The 5,082-nt window shown below is 74.7% G+C and carries 5 protein-coding genes; 3 read left to right on the top strand and 2 right to left on the bottom strand.

The window, feature by feature from the left end:
• Window positions 1–276 precede the first annotated feature (276 nt).
• The 3 genes from GUY61_RS34480 (at window position 277) to GUY61_RS34470 (ending at window position 2,906) form a co-directional block, all read left to right on the top strand.
• Window positions 277–1,566, top strand: a complete 1,290-nt coding sequence (locus tag GUY61_RS34480) for a ferredoxin reductase family protein (RefSeq protein ID WP_313897001.1) — start codon at window positions 277–279, stop codon at window positions 1,564–1,566.
• A gap of 19 nt (window positions 1,567–1,585) precedes the next feature.
• Window positions 1,586–2,056 (top strand): FMN-binding protein, encoded by a 471-nt coding sequence (locus GUY61_RS34475; RefSeq protein WP_313897000.1) that lies wholly within the window; start codon window positions 1,586–1,588, stop codon window positions 2,054–2,056.
• Window positions 2,057–2,153: 97 nt separating this feature from the next.
• Entirely contained in the window at window positions 2,154–2,906 is a 753-nt protein-coding gene (locus tag GUY61_RS34470) for an FAD:protein FMN transferase (RefSeq protein ID WP_166634259.1), read from the top strand.
• A 162-nt stretch (window positions 2,907–3,068) separates the two neighbouring features.
• Here the strand turns inward: GUY61_RS34470 and GUY61_RS34465 are convergent, their stop codons facing one another.
• Both GUY61_RS34465 and GUY61_RS34460 read right to left on the bottom strand, forming a co-directional pair.
• Window positions 3,069–4,763: a cation acetate symporter gene (locus GUY61_RS34465; protein ID WP_166634257.1), complete on the bottom strand. Its 1,695-nt coding sequence runs from the start codon at window positions 4,761–4,763 to the stop codon at window positions 3,069–3,071.
• The coding region (locus GUY61_RS34460) for a DUF485 domain-containing protein (RefSeq protein ID WP_243766962.1) at window positions 4,760–5,082 on the bottom strand (323 nt) is incomplete at its 5' end. The genes GUY61_RS34465 and GUY61_RS34460, both read right to left, overlap by 4 nt.

The following is a 5,082-nucleotide window of genomic DNA, read 5'->3' as shown; positions in this document are numbered from 1 at the left end:
GTCCAGGGTCTCTCGGAATGCTCTGAGTTTCCTCTGAGTCCGCCCCCGGGAGCCCGATCTCAGAAGATTCTCAAAGGTTGTCCCTCCACGCTGGCCACCACTGAGACGAACGGCAGAAGCGATGGAAGGGGCGATTCGGTGGCAACCCTGTACGAGAGCACACCGGCCCGGCACCGGGCCGGGCCCGCCGGGCGGGGTGCCGGCCACGGCAGCGCGCACGGCCACGGGCCAGGACCGGGCCCCGGCGGCGGGCCGGCCGTCTCCCCGGCAGCCGCGGTGCTCGCCCTGCTCTGGGCGGGCGCGGCCGCGGTGCTGTGGCTGTGGTGGGTGGACACCGCCGCCGTGGTGACGGCCGCGGACTGGCTGAATGGCGCGGGCCGGATCACCGGGCTGCTCGCCGGGTACGGCTGCGCCGTGCTCGTCGCGCTGATGGCGCGCGTGCCGGTGCTCGAGCGGGGGGTGGGCAGCGACCGCGTCGCCCGCTGGCACGCCCTCGCGGGGCGCTGGACGGTGAGTCTGGTCCTGGCCCACGTGGCGCTGATCGTCTGGGGCTACGCCGTGCAGTCCGGCACCTCCGTGGTGTCCCAGACCACCGAGATCGTCCTGGACTACCCGGAGATGCTGAAGGCGACGGCCGGCACACTGATCATCCTCGCCGTCGGGGCGGTCTCGGCCCGCGCGGTGCGCCGCCGCGTCAGCCACGAGACCTGGTACTACCTTCACCTGCTCACCTACGCGGCGGTCTTCCTGGCCTTCGGCCACCAGCTCGCCGTCGGTGCCGACTTCGTCGGCAGCGCCCCGGCCCGCGCGGCCTGGTACGCCCTCTACCTCGGCGCGGCCGCGCTGGTTCTGTGGTACCGGGTACTGGTGCCCGTCAGGCTGAACGCGCGGCACCGGCTGCGGGTGGAGTCAGTGGTGCGGGAGGCGCCCGGAGTGGTCTCCGTGGTGGTCGCTGGACGGCGGCCGGAGGGCGTCACGGCGGAGGCCGGGCAGTTCTTCCGCTGGCGGTTCCTCACCCCCGGACTGTGGGGGACGTCCACGCCGTACTCCCTGTCGGCGCCGCCGCGCGGCGGACGGCTGCGCATCACCGTCAAGGCCCTGGGCGACCACAGCGCCGCGCTGGCGACGGTCCGGCCCGGCACACGGGTCTGGGTGGAGGGTCCGTACGGCGCGCTCACCGCCCGCCGCCGCACCCGCCGCAAGGTGCTGCTGCTGGCCGGCGGGGTCGGCATCACACCGCTGCGCGCGCTCTTCGAGACGCTGCCGGCCGCGCCCGGCGACCTCACGCTGGTCTACCGCGCCCGGCGCCCCGAGGACCTCGCGCTGCGCGCCGAGCTGGAGGCGATCGCGGCGGCCCGCGGGGCCCGGCTGTACTACGCCCTCAACACCCCCGAGGGCGCCTCCGTCCCGATCACCGCGGCCGGGCTGCGGGCGGCGCTGCCCGACATCGACCGCCACGACGTCTATCTGTGCGGGCCGCCCGGCATGGCCGGGTCCGCGTACGAGGCGCTGCGTGCCGCAGGTGTGCCCGCGCGCCGAATCCACCACGAGTCCTTCGAACTGTGAGCGAACTGTGAGCCGCCCCGTGAAGAGAGTCCACCCGCTGCGCCGCGCCGTCCTCAGCACCGCGGCCGCCGTCTCCGGCGTCGTCATGCTCCTCGCACTCAAGCCGCACACCGGGGCGGGCACGGCCACGGCCGCCTCGCCGCCGCCCCTGTCCTCCTCGCGGGCGCCGGACCCGTCCTCGTCCTCCCCGTCCTCCTCTTCGTCCTCGTCGTCGTCCGGGACCGTCACCGGGGACGCCGCGCAGACCCGCTACGGGCCGGTTCAGGTCAGCATTACGGTGGAGGACGGGCGGCTCACCGGAGTCACCGTCCTGCAGTACCCCGCCAACAACCCGAAGGACCAGCAGATCAACAACTACGCCCTGCCGGTGCTCACCGAGGAGGCGCTGGCCGCGCAGAGCGCCGACATCGACACCGTCTCGGGCGCCACGTACACCAGCGACGGCTACCGGCAGTCCCTGCAGAGCGCACTGGACAGGGCCGGTGTCTGACCACACGCCCGGACCCGCGTCCCTGCCCGAGCCCGTTTCCGGACCGGTTTCCGGGCCCGCACGCGGCCCCGGACGGCTGCGGCACGTCGAGCACGTCATGGGCACCGTCTTCTCCTTCGACGTACGCGGTGTCAGGACAGGGCCGCTGCGCACGGCGCTGCGCGCCGCGGTCGCCCTGCTGCACGACGCCGACCGCGTCTTCTCGACGTACCGCGAGGACAGCGACATCAGCCGGCTGCGCCGGGGCGAGGTCGCGCTGTCCGGGTGCGCGCCCGAGGTCGCGGAAGTCCTGCGGCTGTGCGAGGACGCGGAGCGGGCCAGCGGCGGCCTGTTCACCGCGGGCTACGCCGGCGGCGGCCCGGACCCGACGGGCCTGGTGAAGGGCTGGGCCGTCGAACGCGCCGCGCGGCTTCTGGCCTCGGCCGGGGCGGAGGCGGTGTGCGTCAACGGGGGCGGGGACGTGCAGCTGATCGGCGGTCCCTGGAGGGTCGGCATCGCCGACCCTCTCCGCCCGGGCGCACTGGCGGCAGTCGTCGAGCACACGGCCGGTGGCCTGGCCGTCGCCACCTCCGGGCCGGCGGAGCGGGGCTGCCACATCATCGACCCGCGTACCGGCGCGCCGCCCGTGACCGCCCTGGCCTCCGTGACCGTGGTCCACGCCGGGCTCACCGACGCGGACGCCCGTGCCACGGCCGCGTACGCCATGGGCGACGAGGCCCGCGACTGGCTGGAGTCCCTCCCGGACACCGGGGCGTTCGCCGTCACCGCGGACGGCGGCAGCTGGCGGACCGGCACCTGGCGGACCGGGTGCCTTCCGTCCGGGGCGGTCGGGACGGGCGCCGCGCCCTGAGCGTGGTGCCTGGCCGACGAGGTTCAGCGCGGTTCGGCGGCGCCCCGGAGACCGAAGGGCGCGGGGCCGCGACGACACGCGGCTGCGCCGCGTGGGCGCGACCGGCCGCGCCGGATCCGCGCCGCACCCGGGGGTGACGCACCGCGACCGCCGGCCGAGCGCTCAGCCGCGCCGCGCCGGGTCCGCCGGGTACGGCCAGGGGAACGGCGGTGGGCGCCGGGGACCCGGGGCGGTCGTCGGAGCCGGGCGGGGCGGCGAAGTCGCCGTCGCGAGGATCAGCGGCTCGACCGACTCGTACCGCTTCCGCTGCACACGTGCGTCACGGCCGCCGAGCATCGTCCCGAACCAGCCCATCGCGAACCCGAACGGAATGGATACGATGCCGGTCGTCGTGAACGGGAACCAGTTGAAGTCGGCGCCGGGGAAGGCCGCCTCCGGCCGCCCCGAGACCAGGTTCGTGCCGGTGATGAGCACGGCGACGCACAAGGTGCCGCCGATCAGAGTGCACAGCAGCCCGGTCCGGGTGAAGCGGCGCCAGAAGAGGCTGTAGACGAGGGCGGGGGCGATCGCCGAGGCGCCGATGCAGAAGGAGACGGTGACCAGCGGCTGGAGACTCCATCGCTGGGCGTAGCAGGCCAGCGCGATCGTCGGCACCCCGATGCCGAGTGCCGCGCCCCTGGCGAGCAGCATCTCCCGGCGCGGGGCGATGGTCCCCCGCCGTACACCGTGCGCGAAGAGGTCGTGGGCGAGGGAGTTGGCGCACGCGAGGATCATCCCGGCGACCGAGGCCAGCAGCGTCAGGAAGACCGCGGTGGCCAGGGACGTGAACAGAACCGTCTCGGCGGTGGACACGTCCGCGCCCAGGACGGCCCGGCCGACGAGGAGGAGCGCGGTGTTGCCCTGCGGGTCGGCGTCGGTGATCGCCCGGCGGCCGGCCAGGGCGGCGGCGCCGAAGCCCAGCACGGTGATGACGAGGGCGAAGGAGACGACGACGCAGACCGCCCAGGACATGGAGCGGCGTACGGCGCGGGCGCTGGTCGAGCTGTACATGCGCATGGTGACGTGCGGCAGGCAGGCCCCGCCCAGCACGACCGTCAGCTGTGAGGTGACCATGTCGACGGCGGGTGCCGGCCCGCCCCGGAACAGCAGCCCGGACCGCGCGTAGGCGGGCCCCGCGCCGCTGCCCCGCTCGGCCGCGCCGAGCAGCCCGCCCGGGCTCCAGCCGAACCGGGACAGCACGAGCGCGGCGACGGTGACCCCGGCGCCGAGCAGCACCACCATCTTGACCAGGTGGACGAGGGCGGTGCCCTTCATACCGCCGACCGCCGCGTAACTGATCATCAGTACGCCCAGCAGGATCAGGCAGCCCGTCTTCAGCCCCGGGTTCTCGAAGCCCAGGATGAACGCCATCAGGTCGCCCGCGCCCGCGAGCTGGACGATCATCAGCGGGAGCAGCGCGGCCAGCGTGACCGCGCAGGCCGTGATGCGCACCGCACGGCCGGGGGCGCGCCGGGTCAGCGCGTCGCCCATGGTGAACCGGCCCGCGTTGCGCAGCGGTTCGGCCAGCAGGAACATCAGCAGGACGAGGGAGAGCGCGGTCGACAGGGCGAGGACGACACCGTCGTAGCCGCTGAGGGCGATGACGCCGACGGTGCCGAGCACGGTCGCGGCGGAGATGTAGTCGCCCGCGATGGCGAGGCCGTTGCGCATCGGCGAGAGCGAGCGGTAGCCGGTGTAGAACTCGTCGAGGTCGTCCCGGTCCGGCCCGGACAGCAGGCACAGCAGCAGGATCACCGTGGCCACGGCGGTGAACGCGGTCAGCGACAGCGCCTCGCCGGGCGCGCCGGACCCGGTCACAGCGGTGCTCCCCTGGCGGCGCGGCGGCGCACTTCCGCGGCCGGCGGGTCGATGTGACGGCGCGCCAGGATCTCGTACACCCCGATGGCCAGGCAGGTGACCGGCAGTTGGCAGATCCCCATCAGCAGACCGGTGTTGAGGCCTCCGGCGGTCCGCGTGCTCATGAGGGAGGGCGCGAAGCCCGACAGGAGGAGGAAGAGGGTGAAGTAGCCGAGCGCGGTGAGCGTGGCGACCCGGCGCAGCCGGCGGTACGCGGATCGCAGGCGGCGCAGGGCGCCGGCGCCGGTGTCGGCGCGCGGGGCTCCGGCCGGGGGCTGTC

The sequence above is a fragment of the Streptomyces sp. GC420 genome, assembly GCF_009916105.1.
Lineage (GTDB): Bacteria > Actinomycetota > Actinomycetes > Streptomycetales > Streptomycetaceae > Streptomyces.
Note: the sequence above shows the minus strand (reverse complement) of the source record. Positions and strands in the feature narration are given on the sequence as shown.

Bases quoted from the DNA above. Each gene is read 5' to 3' on its own strand.
- GUY61_RS34470 (WP_166634259.1), top strand. From the start codon at position 2,154: ATGGGCACCGTCTTCTCCTTCGACGTACGCGGTGTCAGGACAGGGCCG.